Origin of the sequence: Collinsella sp. SGI.095, assembly GCF_050314535.1 — a bacterium.
Classification (GTDB): Bacteria; Actinomycetota; Coriobacteriia; order Coriobacteriales; family Coriobacteriaceae; genus Collinsella.
In genome coordinates, this window is record NZ_JBNPNG010000015.1 from 32,536 (window position 1) to 48,738 (window position 16,203).

Genomic DNA, 16,203 nt, shown 5'->3' on the forward strand with positions numbered 1-16,203 from the left:
ATGAGCGATTTCCATATGGTGGTGTGCGTCAAGGCGGTGCCGGGCAGCACCGAGGTCAAGATGGACCCCAAGACCAATACCATCGTGCGCGATGGCAAGCAGGCGGTCATTAATCCCTTTGACGCGAGCGCTTTGGAATGCGCGCTGGCGCTGAAGGACGACTTTATCGGCTTTGGCATGGACGTGCGCGTAACGGTGGTGTCGATGGGCATCCCCGCGACTGAATCGCTATTGCGCGACTGCATCGCCCGAGGCGCCGATGACGCACTGCTGCTAACCGATCGCGCCTTTGCAGGTGCCGATACCCTGGCAACCACCTATGCCCTCAAGTGCGGCATCGAGGCGCTCGACGAGGACTTCGACCTGCTCATCTGCGGCAAGATGGCGGTGGACGGCGATACGGCCCAGATTGGTCCCGAGCTTGCCGGTGCCTTCGAGATTCCCTGCGTGACCGACGTGAGCTGCGTGCAGAGTGCGGGCTTTACGACCTGTGGTTCACTGGCGCTTGTTCACGGCTGCGATGCCGGCGAGGAGACGGTCTATCTTGAGATGCCGTGCGCGATGACGACTGCCAAGGAGATTGGCCAACTGCGTATGCCGAGTATCGCCGGTATTCGTGCGGCCGAGGAGGCGGACGTGCGCGTGGTCAACACTGCCGACGTGAACGCCGACCCCGCGCGCTGCGGTCTTGCCGGCTCGCCGACACAGGTCGTGCGATCGTTTGTGCCCGACCGCAACCAAACGTGCGAGGCCGTTGACGGAACGGCGTCCGAGCAGGCGGCGAAACTTGCCAAGATTATCGAGGGGATGGCATAGATGAGCGGACTGATTATCGATAGCGAAGCCTGTATCGGCTGTGGTCGCTGCGTTCGCGCCTGTGCCTCGGGCGGCATCGTAGTGGAAGGCGAGCGGCCCAACCGTTGCGCCCGCGTAACCGACGGCTGCATCCTATGCGGCGGCTGCGTCGACGCTTGCCCCGTCAATGCCATTTCGATCGAGCGCGACGAGGCCGCCGGCGCGGTTGACCTCGATGCATATCGAGACATTTGGGTATTCGCGCAGACCGACGAGCACGATACGGTGGCTCCCGTTGCCTTCGAGCTCATGGGCAAGGGCCGCGAGCTTGCGGATGCACGCGGCTGTCGCCTGGTGGCGCTGGTCGGCATGGGCCCCGAGGGTTCTCTCGGTGACCTGGAGCATCTGGTTTGCGCCGGTGCAGACGAGGTCCTGATCTGTCGCGACGAGCGTCTGCGCCAGAACGATGTGGAGGTCTACGCTCGCCTCATCTGCGATTTGGTGGCAGAGCGCAAGCCCGAGGCCATTCTGTACGGAGCGACCGCCTTTGGCCGCGAACTGGCACCCGGCGTTGCCGTGCGTTTGCAGACGGGCCTTACGGCTGACTGCACCGTGCTTTCGATGGATACGGAGACGGGGCTGCTGCAACAGACGCGTCCGGCGTTTGGCGGCAACCTGATGGCCACCATCGTCTGCCCCAATCATCGTCCCCAGATGGCAACGGTGCGCCCCGGCATCTTTAAGGCGCCCGACTTTGACTACGGCCGCTCCGGCACGATCACCCAGATAGCACTTGCGGATGATGCTAAGGCTCGTGTCGAGATCTCGATTCCCGCCGAGGAGTGGGGACAGCAGGCTTCAATCGCCGATGCCGAGCGCCTGGTCGTGGTAGGTCGCGGCATTGGTTCCAAGAAAAACCTGCCGCTGATGCGAAGGCTCGCCGAGGCTCTGGGAGCCGAGCTTGGCTGCACGCGACCCGTCGTGGAGGCCGGCTGGTTGGAGTATCGCCATCAGATTGGCCAGACGGGCGTATCGGTTTCGCCCAAGATTCTTGTGAGCATCGGTGTTTCGGGCGCCATCCAGCATCTTGCCGGCATCGGTGGGGCGGAATGCATCATCGCCATCAACGAGGACCCGGATGCCCCCATCTTTGGTGCTGCCCAGTACAAGGTTGTCGGTGATGCCGTCGAGGTCGTCGAGGAGCTGCTAGCCCAGCTTGAGCGCTAGGCGCGCGCCAGCCAGTCGCGCATCTCTTCCCTAAGACGGCTCCAGGTTGCCTGTGTGGCGGGGTCGGTAAAGGGCTGCGTAATACCAAAGGGCGCGTCGAGCAGGCGGTGGATATCGCCCTGCTCGCGCGCCAGCGCGCGGCTCGCCGGATAGACGAGCTCAAACATAAAGCAGATGAGTCCTACCAGGTAGTCCGCGGGCTCGTCGCGTTCATCACGTGCGACGCAGCGGTGCTCGTCAAAGGCGGCCAACGTCGGCGCCGAGAAGTGGCTGGCGAGAAATGCGTCCTCATCCACCTTGAGGATGGTGTCTACGGTGCTGTCGGCGATGGTGCGCATAATGTCGATTTTGTCGCCATCGCGCACGATATCGCAGAAGCACCGTGTACGCTCGTCGAGTTGTGCCGGCAGGCGAAAGTCACTGTGATAGGCGATGCTCGCGCGGATGAGCTCGTCTTCTGCCGGGCTGTCGATAAAGTCGCGGATACTTGTTGCCGCGGGCGCGTCTGCAGGGTTTTTGCCAAAAAGGACCTCGAGGCCCAACTTCGCATGGCTCATGCTCTCGGCATCCTTAAACGTGTCCCAGCGTCGCAGCTGCTCAAAGCGGCCCATATCGTGCAACATCCCACAAAGCCACGCCAGGTCAATGTCCTGCGGTGTCCAGTCCTGCTTGCGTGCCACGGCATCGCATGCCTCGGCAACGTGGTACGTATGCTCGATTTTGAGCGCGATACGCGGATTGGAGGCATCGTAGGCATCGGTGTAGGTCCTGAAGGCCGCGATTGCCCCCGTTCGATCGATAGCTGTCATAACGACTTCCTAAAAAGCTGTGTCTTTCTGTGTCTTTCGATCCGGTGGCAATTGTAGGTGAACTCGGTTGCCGCCGGGCGATGATTCTGCCATGTCGTCGAATGCGGCTCGGAAAGCTTGTCGGGACGAGGAACACTATGGTGCTCAAAATCGTTAAAACCGTCTGGCCGGTGATGCTTACCAATGTTGCGATAGGCGCGCCGTTGTCGATGTCCCCACCGCTATTGCGGGTTTTGTCTGCACATCGCTCTTTATTTGCCTGCTCTTTTCGCAGCGGCTGTCGGCGTCGTTGCGGTGGCAATCAAGACAAAGTCGATGTTGTGGTGCTGCGTCTCGGGTATCGGGCTCTATATCGTTTTGAGCCTCGTATAGGAGTGGGGTGCGTTTACCGTCCGGGCCCAACGAAACGGATTTCTCACCGAGCCGGTCTGCTTCTTCTGGTACCATGGTCAAACTTTACTGTAGCAAAGCATGACGTGGGCTTTTGTTCTGCGTCGGCGGAAATGGGGGTTTCATGGCACAGGAAGCGATCGCCAACGAGCAAAAGAAATTCAAAGTACCGCGCATTCCGGGTGACATCATGATCTACCCGATGATCGTTGGCCTTTTGCTCAATACCTTCTGCCCGCAGGTCTTCGAGATCGGCGGCTTCTTTACCGCCGCCTGCCGCGGCGGTTCCAATACCATCGTCGCCGCGATCCTGTTGTTCGTGGGTGCCGGCATCAGCTTTAAGTCCACGCCGGGTGCCATCAAGACCGGCATCGTCGTACTGATTCCTAAGCTTGTGGTGGCAGCCGTGCTGGGCTTGAGCGTTGCGTATTTCTTTAATGACAACTTTTTGGGCCTGAGCTCGGTTTCCATCATCGGCGGCATTACGTTTTGCAACATGGCGCTCTACACGGGCATCATGGGCGAGTTTGGCGACGAGTCCGAGCAGGGCGCCGTGGGCATCCTGTTCTTCACGGCGGGCCCTGCGGTTACCATGATCATTCTTGGTGTCTCTGGTCTTGCCAACATTCCCGTTGGCACCATCATCGGTTCCATCCTGCCGCTCGTGATTGGCATGGTTTTGGGCAACCTCTTCCCGTTCATCAAGAACCTGCTGGTTCCCGGCACCAATCCTGCGATCGCCGTCATCGGATTTCAGCTCGGTGCGTCTATGAGCCTGTCGAGCTTTATCACCGGCGGCATTTCCGGCATCTTGCTGGGCCTTGTCACGTTGTTTGTCGTCGGTCCCATCACCTTTGCGTTCGAGCGCCTGTGCGGCGGTAACGGCAAAGCCGCCGTGGCTTGTTCCACCATCGCCGGCACGGCTATGACCACGCCGGTTGCTCTTGCCGAGGTCGCGCCGCGCTATGCCGAGCTTGCGCCCGCCGCATACGCTCAGATCGCCACCGCCGTCATCATCACGGCAATCATGGCTCCGATTCTGACCGGTTGGGTCGATAAGAAGTTCTACCAGGGCAAGGAAGACCTGTCGCCCGCCGGTGTCGAGGCCATCGAGGAAGCCGTCGCGGCCGACATCGATGGCGAGTAGCCATCGGCGCCCATCAATGATGCTGGCGTGCAACTCGCGCCGTGAGAGCGCCCGGGCGCTCTGGTATTATTCCCTCATTCCCCTCTGGATTGGGGGAGTTATGGTGATGCGTGCGGCTCGGAGAAGCGCTGTCGGTTTGATGATGGGGAGATGGGCCTGGTGGTTAAGGCGCTCAAGATTGAGATATTCCTGCTATGCATGATTGTTCTTATCGGGCTTGCCGTGCGGAGTCGTCGCTCCTTGTTCTCGAGCACCCAGCAGCTATTGTTTAGCATGCTTGGCTACACCTCTGCCGCGTACATATTATTCGATATGATCTGGGTGCTATTGGATGGTGTGGACGGCGCGTTGGGCATTGCTGTCAACTGGATTTCCAACGCGGTTTCGTTTTCGCTCTTTGCCATCGTGTGTCTCATTTGGTTTATCTATTCCGAGACGGTGCAGGGTTCTCGCCTTTTGGCCTCGCGCTATAGGGTGGTGCTTGTAGCGTCGCCTACGGTTCTGGTGGTCGTGCTGGCGTTTACCAGTTACTGGACGCACGCCCTGTTCTATATCGATTCGCAGGGCGTGTATAGTCGCGGCCCTGCTTATATGATCCAGCCCATTGTCAGCTACTGTTACGTTCTACATACGTCCCTACATGCGTTTGTGCAATCTCGCAGGGTCGAGAGCCTGCAGACGAAGACCATCTATCGAACCTTGGCATTTTTCGCCATTCCGGCCCTGGTGGGCGGTACCTTTCAGGTTGTATACTCGTTGCCCGGCCTTTGTGTCGGCATAATGATTAGCATATTGCTGCTCTACATTGTCTTCCAGGAGCAGCTCATCTCGACCGACCCGTTGACTGGCCTCAACAATCGCAACCGTTTTGAGACCTATATACTGTCGCTCTTCTCAAATGTGGATCAGGCCGAAGACGTGTATCTGCTTATGATGGACGCCGACGGCTTTAAGCAGATTAACGACCGCTATGGACATGTGGAGGGCGACCATGCTCTTCAGGTCATATCCGCTGCGCTCAAAGAAGTCTGCTCGGCGTCTGGTAGCTTTATCGCGCGTTATGGCGGCGATGAGTTCGTGGTGCTTCAAAAGGCGACAGCGGAGCAGGATATCTTGCATCTGTGCGCGGCAATCAACGACGAGCTCGCGCGCGCCGAGGTTCCGTATCTGTTGCGGATGTCCATCGGCTACGCACGGGTTGGTGATGGCGTCGATACCTGGCAAGACTTGCTCCGTGCTGCCGACGCGGAGCTCTACCGCGTAAAGCGCGAGAAGAAGAAAGCCGGCGTCCAGATACGCTAGAAAAAGGGGCGCACGACCGTTGCGATGGTCGTGCGCCCCTTCTGCGCTTTCGGGGACTAGTATCGGCTGTCGAAGATGCGCCTCGTCTTTTTCTCGGAGCGCGGTAGCTCACCGAGCGGTACGGCGGTCGCCTTGGGCGTGCAGCCGATCTTGGCCTTAAAGACGGCAGCCACTTCGCGCTCGCATGCATCGCGCTCGGCGCCCGTCAGCTCGCTTTCGAACAGTAGCTCGAGTACATCGCGACCGTTGACGGCCTCGATCATTACCTGGTACTCCGAGCTCGCTCCGTCGACGAACTTAAGAACTTCCTCGATCTGCGCGGGAAACATATTGCAACCCTTGACCTTGATCATATCGTCGGTGCGCCCGACCAGGGTGTCGATGCGCGGGTGGTCAAGGCCACAGGCGCATGTGCCGGGGATGATGCGTGTCAGGTCGTGCGTGCGGTAGCGGATAAGCGGTGCGCCTTGCTTGCGCAGGGTTGTAAGAACCAGCTCGCCCACTTCGCCGTCAGGAAGGACCTTGCCGGTCTTGGCGTCGACGATCTCGCAGTACACGTAATCGGACCAGATATGCATGCCGTCGTGCTCGCGGCACGAGATACCGATGCCCGGACCGTAAATCTCGGTGAGACCGTAGATGTCAAAGATCTCGATGCCCAGCTCGTTTTGGATGCGCTTGCGCATCTTTTCGCCCCAACGCTCCGAGCCGATGACGCCGCGGGTTAGGTGGAGCTTGTCGCGCAGACCGCGTTTGGTGATTTCCTCGGCCAGCAACAGGGCATAGCTCGAGGTTGCCGTGATGACGGTCGATCCTAGGTCCTGCATCATCTTGAGCTGCTTTTCGGTGTTGCCGGGACCCATGGGAATGGCCATGGCGCCTAGGCGTTCGCATCCCAGCTGAAAGCCGATACCCGCCGTCCACAGTCCGTAGCCCGGGGTAATCTGGATGCGGTCCTGCGCGGTGATGCCGGCCGTGCGATAGCAGCGGGCGAACATATCGGCCCAGTCGTCCACGTCTTGTTTGGTGTAGGGGATGATCACGGGCGTGCCGGTGGTTCCGGATGAGCTGTGGATGCGAACGACTTCTTCGTCTGGTACGGCCTGGATGCCAAGCGGGTACGCCTCGCGAAGGTCCGCCTTCTCGGAAAAGGGCAGCTGCTCAAATTCTTCTTGTGTGGAAATGTTTGCGATGTCAATGCCATCGAACTTTTTGGCATAAAACGGCGAGCGGTCTTTAAGGGTCTGGAACTGCTTGGTAATAAGCTCAAGCTGCGCGGGCTGCATCTTCATGGTTTTGTCCTTGCGTTAACGGGAGGCGAATGCGGAGATGGCGGCAACAGCCACATCAATGGCGCGGTCATTGAGTGCGACAAATTGGGAGCGCACGCTGGCGTGCATGGCTGCGCGAAGTTCCTCGACGGTGAGCCCCAGGTCGCTTATGGCGACGGCGCTTGCCAGCAGCGCGACGTTGAGCGCTTTGGGCGAGCCGATCTGCTTAATGAGCGCGGTGTCATCGACCAGCAGGCAATTGGGGACAGTCTGCCGCAGGTATTCTAGGAAAGGCTTGGAGCTATAGGCGTCACGCGAGAGCGCCGCCGTTACGGGTTGCACGCTACTCGTAGCACTTACCAAGGCGCCGCCGGGACGTAGATAGCCCAGGCAGCGCACGGCCTCGGCGGGCTCAAATGCAATGATGAGGTCGGCCTCGCCGTGGGCGATAAGCGGCGCGTCGATGCGGGGCTCGTCCTGATTTGCCAGTCGGACATGCGATACGACGGAGCCGCCGCGCTGGGCCATGCCAATGGTCTCGGCGGTGCGCACCCGCCAATTTCGGGTTTCGGCTGCCTGCGCGAGCACCTTGGCGGCAAGGACGGTGCCCTGGCCGCCCACACCGGTAATCATGATGTTGAGCATTAGGCCTCGCCTCCCTTCGCGGCCTCTGCGTTTGGACCGATGGCTCCAAACTTGCAGGCCTGCGTGCACAGGCCGCAGCCGTTGCAAAGGGTCGGGTTAACGCGTGCACGTCGTTGCTCGGCGTCCCAAGAGATAGCGGGGCAGCCGATCTGCGTGATGCAGCGTTTGCAGCCCGTACAGCGGCTCTCGTCGACGCAAAGCGCGGGTTTGGGCTTGCTCAGCGTAATGCAGAGGCCCTCACAGATGAGCGCCGAGGGGCCTTCGTGCGTAATGGCGCGTTGGGCGGCTTCGGTTGTCTGAGCTAGGTCAAACGGGTTGGCATGTTCGATGCAGGTGACGCCCAAGGCGCGCAGCACGGCCTCGATTTTGATGGGCTGGGTTTTGGTACCATCCAAACGCAGGCCGGTGCCTGGATGAGGCTGGCCGCCCGTCATGGCGGTGGTGGCGTTATCCAGCACGATGACAGTGATGTCGTGGCCGTTGTAGACGGCGTTGGCGATGCCGGTCATGGCACTGGCAAAGAACGTGGAGTCGCCCACAAAAGCGATCTGCTTTCGCGAGGGTTCGGCAATACCTAGGCCCTGGGCCATAGTGATGCCGGCCCCCATGCACAGGCAGGTGTCGACGGCATCGAGCGGGGCGGCGTTGCCCAACGTGTAGCAGCCGATATCGCCCGAAAGGACGGCGTCGGTAGCGCCTATCGCTTTGAGTGCCTGCTTGACGGCGTAAAAGCTGCCACGGTGCGGGCATCCGGGACAAAGTACCGGTGGGCGCACGGGGAGCGCGGGCGGCTTGGGAAGCGAAGCGTCGGCGCGTGGGGTAATAGCCTGGGCGGGGATGCCAAGGAACGCCGCCAGGCGCTCAACCAGATCGTCGACGGTGTTCTCGCCGCGACCGGGCATGGTGCCGTCGAGCTTGCCGTGCACGGTATATGCCGCGTGCGTACGGCCCGCTAGACGCAGCATCTCGTCCTCAAGGACAAAGTCGAGCTCTTCGACGACGAGAATTTGACCCAACCCTTCGGCAAAGCGCCCGGCAGCTGCAGTGGGGAAGGGATAGGGAAGGCCGACCTGCATCAAGCGATAGGGCGGCACGGCGATGTCTGCCGCGGCGGCGCGACGCTCGATAATCGCCAGCGCCTCGCGCGTGTATGCATACGAGACGCCACCGGCCATAATACCCAGGCGCGGCGTGGCATCGCCATGGTTTTCGATGGGGTTAAACGCGTCTGCGGCCTTGCCGCTGGAGTAGGCGTCTGCAATCTGCGGCAGGCGCTCGTTAACCTCGCCATGGGCGGCAAACGAACGGCGCGGGAAGATAACCCATTTGGGATCCTTCTCAAAGGTGCCAGCGGGATGTGCGACGGTATGCTCGGGTACCTCCAAATAGGTTGAGGCGTGACATACGCGGGTGGTGGGGCGCACGATAACGGGCGTATGGTAGCGCTCCGAGATTTCAAATGCCTCTTGCATCATCGCGTAACCCTGCTCCAGATTTTGCGGATCGAGCACGGGGATCTTCGCAAATGCGGCAAAGCGGCGCGTATCCTGCTCAGTTTGAGAGGAGATGGGGCCGGGATCATCGGCAACAAACAGCACCAGGCCGCCCTTGATGCCCACGTAGTTGAGGCTCATGAGCGGGTCGGAGGCAACGTTTAGTCCGACTTGTTTGCAGGTAAAAAGGCAGCGCGCTCCTGCATACGATGCACCTGCCAGCACCTCGAGCGCGGCTTTTTCGTTGGTCGACCACTCGACGTGGACACCCTCGGCACTACCTTGGGCCTTGAGTTTGGCAACTGTCTCGACAAGTTCCGTCGACGGCGTGCCCGGGTAACCGGCGACCACGCGAACGCCCACCGCAAGCGCGGCATACGCAAAGGCCTGGTTTCCCATAACCAGTTTCTTATGCATCTGTATCCCCTCGATGTCGCCGGCGCGTTACGGCAAGACGGCGTCTGTCGCCGCGACTCGGTACGAAATCAACGAGATACAGTGTACTCCATTAAGCTAAAGTGAGAGCTGCCCTTTTCCAAACGGGGTGGTTTGTTAGGCCTTTTTAGGTTTGTTGACAATGATGATGCCACTGCAGACCAAGAGCAGGGCCACAATTACGGTAACGGGGGTCGTGCCAGCGCCCTCTCCGAGCAACAACGCGCTCAACAGCACGCCAAAGACCGGGTTCATAAAGCCAAAGACCGAAACGCGGCTAACGGGGTTGACGGCGAGTAGGCGGGACCACAGCGAGTACGCGACGGCGGAAATGAGCGCCATATAAATGATGAGCGCGATGGCGGGGGCGATTTCGGTGGGGAATAGCGCGCCGCCCATCAAAAACCCGATGGCGGTAAGGACCAAACCGCCGACTAAAAACTGCCAGCCGGCGAGCAAGACGCCGTCATGCTCGCGCGAGAAGATGCCAATGAGGCAGGTCGACAGGGCGCCCGCAATAGTGGAAGCCAAGATAAATCCCTCGCCGTCGAGTGTAAAGCCAAAGGTGCCGTCCGCACCCGAAAGGTTGACGAATGCGACGCCGGCAAAGCCCAGTACGCAGCCGAGCACCTTGGTTGCATCGAGCTTTTCGGTGCGAAACGCCAGAGCGGCAAAGAGGATGGCGAGGAAGTTGGCGCTGGCCTCGATGATGGAACTCGACATGGCGCTGGCGCGCGAGAGTCCCAGGTAGAAAAAGAAGTACTGCCCGATAGTCTGGAAGAGCGACAGGATGCAGATGGGCTTAATGTCGCGAGCCTGTGGAACGAGTGGGCAGCGCTGGGCCGTGCTCATCCCAACGATAACCAGGGCGCCGGCAAGCGTGAAGCGCAAGCCCGCAAAGAGCAGCTGCGAGGCGCTATCGTGCGCGGGGATGCCAAAGAGCTCGTAGCCGATCTTGATGCAGGGGAAAGCCGACCCCCAGAGTGCGCAGCAGACGAGGCAGCCCAGGATGAGTCCGGGCAGGGTGGCGAGATACGGCTTGCGGCTTTCCATGATGTCCTTCCTGTATGCGCGAAGTAAAAAAGAACCCGCCGCCGGGTGTGCCGGTGGCGGGTGTTGTTACCCGAGGGGATTGTACCCGATGGGAACGTATTTAAGCGAAGTAGGCTACGCCGCTCTCAAAGATCGGCATGAACTTATCGCCGGGGACATGCTCGGGCACGTTGCGGTACAGGTTGTCGCCGCGACGCTCGGCATGGCCCATCTTGCCCAGGACGCGGCCGTCGGGGCTCGTGATGCCCTCGATGGCGAGCGCGGAGCCGTTGGGGTTGACGGAGAGATTCATGCTGGGCTTGCCATCCTCGCCCACGTACTGCGTGGCGACCTGGCCGTTGGCGATCAGCTGGGCGAGCACTTCATCGTTGGCGACAAAGCGGCCCTCGCCGTGGCTGATGGCGACGGTGTAGGGGTCGTCCAGACTGCACTGCGACAGCCACGGGGACAGGTTGGACGAGATGCGGGTGCGCACCAGACGGCTCTGATGGCGACCGATGGTGTTGAACGTCAGCGTGGGCGCATCGGGCGTGGCATCGACGATGTCGCCGTAGGGCACCAGGCCGAGCTTGATCAGGGCCTGGAAGCCGTTGCAGATGCCCAGCATCAGGCCGTCGCGGGCCTTGAGCAGGTCGCGGACTGCCTCGGTGACCTCGGGAGCGCGGAAGAACGCCGTGATGAACTTGGCGGAGCCGTCGGGCTCGTCGCCGCCCGAGAAGCCGCCGGGAATCATGACGATCTGGCTTGCACGGATGCGGCGGGCGAGCTCGTGGGTGCTCTCGGCGACGGCCTCGGGCGTGAGGTTGTTGATCACGAAGGTGTCGGCCTCGGCGCCGGCGGCGCGGAAGGCGCGGGCGCTATCGTACTCGCAGTTGTTGCCGGGGAACACAGGGATGATCACGCGCGGGCGGGCGATCTTGGCGCCGCCGTACACGTGGATATCCTTGGCGCGGAAGTCGATGGCCTCGACCTCTGGGGTCTCGCCGGCGCTGCGGTAGGCGAAGACGCCTTCGATACCGCTCTCCCAGGCCTCCTGGAGCTCGGCGAGCTCGATGACTTCGGAGCCGGTGTCGATGACATAGCCCTCGACGGTGGTACCCAGGGGCTCGACGACAACGCCGTCGGCGACCTCGGGCAGCTCGGCGTCCTCGGCGAGCTCGACGATAAAGCTGCCGTAGAGCGGGGTGAAGAGGCTCTCCGCGTCCACATCTTCGGCAAGCTCGATACCGATCTGGTTGCCGACGCACATCTTAAAGAGGCTCTCGGCACCGCAGCCGTAGCCGGGCGTAGAGACGGCCAGGGCGTCGCCGGTAGCGGTGAGCGCCTCGACGGCGTCAAACGCGGCGAGCAGCTGCTGGGCATCGGGGCGGTAGTCCTCGCCATAGGTGGCGGGGGCGATGCGAACGACGCGGTGCGTGAGGCCCTTAAACTCGGGGGAGACGGCGCGGGCGGCACGGCCCACGGCGACAGCGAAGCTGATCAGGGTCGGCGGAACGTTGAGCTCGCCGGCCTCGTCCTCAAACGAGCCGCTCATGGAATCCTTGCCGCCGATGGCGCCGGCACCCAGGTCGACCTGGGCCATAAGGGCGCCCAGGACGGCTGCCATGGGCTTGCCCCAACGTTCGGGCTCGGTGCGCAGGCGCTCAAAGTACTCCTGGAAGGAGAGGTAGGCGCGCTTGTGCTCAAAGCCGGCGGCAACGAGCTTGGCGATGGACTCGACCACGGACAGGTAGGCGCCTGCAAACTGGTCGGCCTCCATCAGGTAGGGGTTGAAGCCCCATGCCATAGCGCTCGCCGTGGTGGTCTCGCCGTCCACGGGGAACTTGGCGACCATGGCAGAGCTCGGGGTGAGCTGCGTCTTGCCGCCAAAGGGCATGAGCACGGTAGCGGCACCGATGGTGGAGTCGAAGCGCTCGGAAAGGCCCTTGTTGGAGGCGACGTTGAGATCGGTGACAAGCGAGGTCATGCGCTCGGCAAGCGTGGTGCCGGCCCAGCTGGGTTGCCACACGCTACGGGCACACACGTGGGCGACCTGGTGCTTGGGTGCGCCGTTGGAGTTGAGGAACTCGCGGGACAGATCGACGATGGCGACGCCGTTCCAGGCCATACGCATGCGCGGCTCGGCGGTAACCTCGGCGATGACGGTCGCCTCCAGGTTCTCCTCGGCGGCATAACCCATGAACTCCTCGACGTCACCGTCGGCGACGGCGCAGGCCATGCGCTCCTGGGACTCGGAGATAGCGAGCTCGGTTCCGTCCAGGCCATCGTACTTCTTGGTCACGGTGTCCAGGTCGACATACAGGCCGTCGGCAAGCTCGCCCACGGCGACCGAGACGCCGCCGGCGCCAAAGTCGTTGCAGCGCTTGATCAGGCGGCAGGCGTCGCCGCGGCGGAACAGACGCTGCAGCTTGCGCTCGACCGGGGCGTTGCCCTTCTGGACCTCGGCGCCCGAGGTCTCGATGGAATCGGTATTCTGAGTCTTGGAGGAGCCGGTGGCACCGCCGATGCCGTCACGGCCGGTGCGGCCGCCCAGCAGGATGATCTTGTCGGTGGGGGCGGGGCACTCGCGACGCACGTGGTTTGCCGGGGTGGCGCCCACGACGGCGCCGACCTCCATGCGCTTGGCCACGTAGCCGGGGTGATAGAGTTCGTTGACCTGACCGGTGGCAAGGCCGATCTGGTTGCCGTAGCTGGAGTAGCCGGCGGCAGCGGTGGTCACGAGCTTGCGCTGCGGCAGCTTGCCCTCGAGCGTCTCGGAGACCGGGACGGTGGGGTCGCCGGCGCCGGTGACGCGCATGGCCTGGTACACATAGCTGCGGCCAGAGAGCGGGTCGCGGATGGCGCCGCCCACGCAGGTGGCGGCACCGCCGAAGGGCTCGATCTCGGTCGGGTGGTTGTGGGTCTCGTTCTTAAACAGGAACAGCCAGTCCTGGTCCTCGCCGTCGACATCGACCTTCACCTTGACGGTGCAGGCGTTGATCTCCTCGGACTCGTCGACATCGGTCATGACGCCGGTCTTCTTAAGGTACTTGGCACCGATGGTGCCCATGTCCATGAGGCAGACGGGCTTGGCGTCGCGACCGAGCTCGTGGCGCATCTCCATATAGCGGTCGAAGGCCTGCTGTACCACGGCGTCATCGATTGTCACGTCGTCCAGGACGGTACCGAAGGTGGTGTGGCGGCAGTGGTCGGACCAATAGGTGTCGATCACGCGGATCTCGGTGATGGTGGGGTCGCGGTCCTCATCGCGGAAGTACTGCTGGCAGAAGGCGATGTCCGCCTCATCCATGGCAAGGCCGCGCTCGGAGATAAAGGCGGCAAGGCCGGCCTCGTCGAGTTCGCGGAAGCCGTCGAGCACCTCAACGGGCTGGGGCTCGGGGGTCTCCATGTACAGCGTCTCGGGTAGGTCGAGCGAGGCGATGCGGGCCTCGACGGGATTCACCACGTAGTGCTTGATGGCCTCGATGGCGGCTTCGTCCAGAGCGCCCGAGATCATATAGACCTTGGCGGAACGCACGGCGGGGCGCTCGCCCTGGCTGATGAGCTGCACGCACTCGCTGGCGGAGTCGGCGCGCTGGTCAAACTGGCCAGGCAGGAATTCGACGGCAAAGACGGCGCCATCGCTTGCGGGGAGTTCGTCGTAGGTCACATCGACCTGGGGCTCGCTAAAGACGGTCGGCACGCAGGAGCGGAAAAGCTCCTCGTCGATGCCCTCGACGTCGTAGCGGTTGATGATCCTCAGGGCCTCGATGCCCTTGATGCCGAGAATTTCGGTCAGCTCGCCCTTGAGCTGCTGAGCCTCGACGTCGAACCCGGGTTTCTTCTCCACGTAAATACGAGAGACCATTGGTTCCTGCCTTCCTGATCGGTTGGGCGTACGGTGCGGTATGCGGCAGCGGTCGGTTTGCGGGACAAGCCTCGCGGTCGCCTTGAGCCACATGTTTGTAAACGTCACTATGATACGACAGCTCATGGCGTATTGAGGACGGCGAGGGTGCTACAGTGAAGCGCAAACAAGAGAAAGGCATCTCATGGCATTCGTTTCGCTCGCCATCATCGCGCTTGTGGCCTTCGCAAGCCCCTTTATCGCATCGGCGATTCCCGGAAAGCCCGTTCCCGAGACGGTTTTTTTGCTCGTGTTCGGCGCGGTGCTGGGACCTCACATGCTCGGCGTCATCCATGTAGATGCCGAGGTCTCGCTTGTGTCCGAGCTCGGTCTGGCCTTTTTGTTCCTGCTTGCCGGCTTTGAGATCGACCCCAAGAACATCACGGGCGTCGAGGGACGCTACGGCATGGCGACGTGGGTCGTCACGTTTGGCATTGCCTGGCTTGCCGTGCGCTTTACCCCGTGGTTCTCGGTCAGCCATTTCGACGGTATCGCCGTGACGCTGGCGCTCACTTCGACGGCGCTCGGCACGCTCGTGCCCATCATGCGTGAGCGCTCGCTGACCGGCACGCGCGTGGGCGACTCCATCCTTGCCTATGGCACGTGGGGAGAGCTCGGTCCCGTGCTTGCCATGTCGGTGCTGCTCTCCGCTCGTACTGGTATCCAGACGCTCGTGATCCTTGGCTTGTTTGCACTGGTCTGTGTGCTGTTGGCCGTGGTTCCGAGCCGCTCCAAGCGCGTCGGCAGCCGCTTCTTTGCGTTTGTCGAGGAACGGGCCGACACGACGTCGCAGACGTTCGTGCGCCTGACGGTGCTCATCCTGGTCACACTCGTGGCATTTTCCGCCATCTTTGACCTCGACATCGTGTTGGGCTCTTTTGCCGCCGGCTTTGTCCTGCGCTATATCATCCCCGAGGGCAACCATACGCTCGAGACCAAGCTCGATGGCCTGGCCTATGGCTTTTTGATTCCGGTGTTCTTTACCGTGTCGGGCGCAAAGATTGACCTGACGGCCGTGGCGTCGCGCCCGGGTCTGCTCGTGGGCTTTATCGCGGCGTTGCTGATCATTCGCGCCGTGCCGATCCTTGTCTCTATGAGCATTTGTCCCGCGACACGTGACGTTTCGGCGTATGGCCGCATTACCGTGGCTCTGTACTGCACTACGGCCCTGCCGATCATCGTTGCCGTGACGAGTGTGGCCGTCAACGCAGGCGCGCTGTCGCAAGACGTCGCCTCGGTTATGGTAGCCGCCGGTGCCATCACGGTGTTCTTGATGCCGCTGCTCGCGCAGCTCTTCTATCGCGTGGTTGATGCCGCGCCGGCCACTGCCGTGGCAGAGGTCGCCGAGCACCCTGCCGACGCACTCGATATCCTGCGCGCTCACCACGACCTAGCGAGCCTGCTCGCGCGCGAACACGAATTGCTGACCTCGCATGGCCATGGGCGTTCGCTCGACGGCATACCTACCCTTGATTCCATTGCTGACCGCCTCTCGATCGAGGCAGCGAGCGGCCACATCGATGCCCGCATCGTGGACGCCGCTCATTTGCTGGCTGAGAAGACCTATGGCGACGAGATCGACCCGTCCAAGCTGACTCCGCGTGAGCGCCGCCGCTTGGAGCGCGCCAAGCTCGCCGTGCGCGAATACCGCCGCCGCATGCTGGAGCTCTACGCGCGCGATGAAGCCCAGGACGACGACGGCAAATAACGAGATGCTTCCCTAGGGGAAGCCGCGTCCCGCTTTAAAGCC

At 61.9% G+C, this 16,203-nt stretch carries 11 protein-coding genes; 5 read left to right on the top strand and 6 right to left on the bottom strand.

Features of this window, described 5'->3' with window-relative positions; translation table 11 throughout:
- Positions 1–816, top strand: a complete 816-nt coding sequence (locus ACQRCA_RS06550; protein WP_427719606.1) for an electron transfer flavoprotein subunit beta/FixA family protein — start codon at positions 1–3, stop codon at positions 814–816.
- The gene (locus ACQRCA_RS06555) at positions 817–2,022 is read left to right on the top strand and encodes an FAD-binding protein (RefSeq protein ID WP_427719607.1); all 1,206 of its coding nucleotides are present in this window, start codon (positions 817–819) and stop codon (positions 2,020–2,022) included. It abuts the gene before it with no gap.
- Here ACQRCA_RS06555 and ACQRCA_RS06560 read toward each other — a convergent pair.
- The gene (locus ACQRCA_RS06560; RefSeq protein ID WP_427719608.1) at positions 2,019–2,831 is read right to left on the bottom strand and encodes an HD domain-containing protein; all 813 of its coding nucleotides are present in this window, start codon (positions 2,829–2,831) and stop codon (positions 2,019–2,021) included. The two genes, ACQRCA_RS06555 and ACQRCA_RS06560, sit on opposite strands and share 4 nt — an antisense overlap.
- 514 nt (positions 2,832–3,345) lie before the next feature.
- Between ACQRCA_RS06560 and ACQRCA_RS06565 the strand changes: the two genes are divergently transcribed.
- Positions 3,346–4,368, top strand: a complete 1,023-nt coding sequence (locus tag ACQRCA_RS06565) for a 2-keto-3-deoxygluconate permease (protein WP_427719609.1) — start codon at positions 3,346–3,348, stop codon at positions 4,366–4,368.
- A gap of 150 nt (positions 4,369–4,518) precedes the next feature.
- Positions 4,519–5,670 carry a diguanylate cyclase domain-containing protein gene (locus tag ACQRCA_RS06570; RefSeq protein ID WP_427719610.1) on the top strand — a complete coding sequence of 384 codons (1,152 nt, stop codon included), beginning with the start codon at positions 4,519–4,521 and terminating at the stop codon, positions 5,668–5,670.
- Positions 5,671–5,726: 56 nt separating this feature from the next.
- Here ACQRCA_RS06570 and ACQRCA_RS06575 read toward each other — a convergent pair whose 3' ends face one another.
- From ACQRCA_RS06575 to ACQRCA_RS06595, 5 genes are all read right to left on the bottom strand, one after another.
- Positions 5,727–6,962: a phenylacetate--CoA ligase family protein gene (locus ACQRCA_RS06575; protein WP_427719611.1), complete on the bottom strand. Its 1,236-nt coding sequence runs from the start codon at positions 6,960–6,962 to the stop codon at positions 5,727–5,729.
- Between the two features lie 15 nt (positions 6,963–6,977).
- A complete protein-coding gene (locus ACQRCA_RS06580; RefSeq protein ID WP_427719612.1) occupies positions 6,978–7,586 on the bottom strand; it encodes an indolepyruvate oxidoreductase subunit beta in 609 nt (202 codons plus the stop codon).
- Entirely contained in the window at positions 7,586–9,496 is a 1,911-nt protein-coding gene (gene iorA / locus ACQRCA_RS06585) for an indolepyruvate ferredoxin oxidoreductase subunit alpha (protein ID WP_427719613.1), read from the bottom strand. The genes ACQRCA_RS06580 and iorA overlap by 1 nt, the downstream gene beginning before the upstream one ends.
- Before the next feature lie 135 nt (positions 9,497–9,631).
- Positions 9,632–10,567 (bottom strand): DMT family transporter, encoded by a 936-nt coding sequence (locus ACQRCA_RS06590; RefSeq protein ID WP_427719614.1) that lies wholly within the window; start codon positions 10,565–10,567, stop codon positions 9,632–9,634.
- Between the two features lie 100 nt (positions 10,568–10,667).
- Positions 10,668–14,414: a phosphoribosylformylglycinamidine synthase gene (locus ACQRCA_RS06595; protein WP_427719615.1), complete on the bottom strand. Its 3,747-nt coding sequence runs from the start codon at positions 14,412–14,414 to the stop codon at positions 10,668–10,670.
- Positions 14,415–14,598: 184 nt separating this feature from the next.
- Here ACQRCA_RS06595 and ACQRCA_RS06600 point away from each other — a divergent pair, with 184 nt between their 5' ends.
- A complete protein-coding gene (locus tag ACQRCA_RS06600; protein ID WP_427719616.1) occupies positions 14,599–16,161 on the top strand; it encodes a cation:proton antiporter in 1,563 nt (520 codons plus the stop codon).
- Positions 16,162–16,203: the final 42 nt, after the last annotated feature.